Genomic DNA, 813 nt, shown 5'->3' with positions numbered 1-813 from the left:
TCGCCGGAGAATATTTTGAGGAAAGCTCAAAAGCAGTTTTTTAAGGAAACTGGCATGAAACTCAAAATGATGGCCGACTTTGAGCAGGAACTCATGCTTAGCAAAGATCTGGCGAAAGACATCGAATTGTATCAAGATATTGACCGGGCTACAGCCGAAACCGATATCATGGACCTTCGGGCCAGCCTGCAATCCATTCAGCACACCGAGGCTTCAACAGCTCAAAAGATGGAAGAAATTGACCAGTACCTGAGCAATGAGCTCAGCGATGAAAAGCTGGCTTCTTTTGAAGCAGAACTGGCGGAAAACCCCGATCTGGAAGCGGAACTCAATCTTGTTGGAGAAATTGACAAGGCCGTTGCCGAAACCGACATCATGGATTTACGGGCCAAACTGGGTGCCATCAGCAAGGAAATAAACCGCGAAGAAAAGCAAAAACGCTCTTTTGCAGCACGGATCAGCTCGTCCAGGCTTACCGTTGCAACAGTCGCTGCGTCGCTGGTTCTGATCATGAGTATTGCCGGACTGATCAGCAAAAACAATCCATCGAGCGATGGAGAACTCTACAGCCAGTATTACCAGCCCTATGAAACAACCGGGATATTCCGCTCGGGAGATGCGCTGATTGACAGCAAGCTGACCAAAGCCCTGCACCTGTTCAACAATCAGGAATACCAGGCCGCCATCGGCTCCTTCTCCGAAGTGCTCGAAATTGACCCAAATAACCCGGTCAGCAACTTTTACTCCGGTATAGCCTACCAGCAAACCGGACAGACACAAAAAGCGCTTATTTCGTACCAAAACGTGATAAAA

At 48.5% G+C, this 813-nt stretch carries 1 protein-coding gene; it reads left to right on the top strand.

The genetic code is table 11. The features are described 5' to 3' along the window. Window positions 1-54 precede the first annotated feature (54 nt). On the top strand, window positions 55-813 hold a 759-nt coding region (locus NC99_RS07285; protein ID WP_204374932.1), incomplete at its 3' end, for a tetratricopeptide repeat protein.

The sequence above is a fragment of the Sunxiuqinia dokdonensis genome, assembly GCF_001270965.1.
Classification (GTDB): Bacteria; Bacteroidota; Bacteroidia; order Bacteroidales; family Prolixibacteraceae; genus Sunxiuqinia; species Sunxiuqinia dokdonensis.
This window is presented reverse-complemented; position numbering and strand designations above follow the sequence as displayed.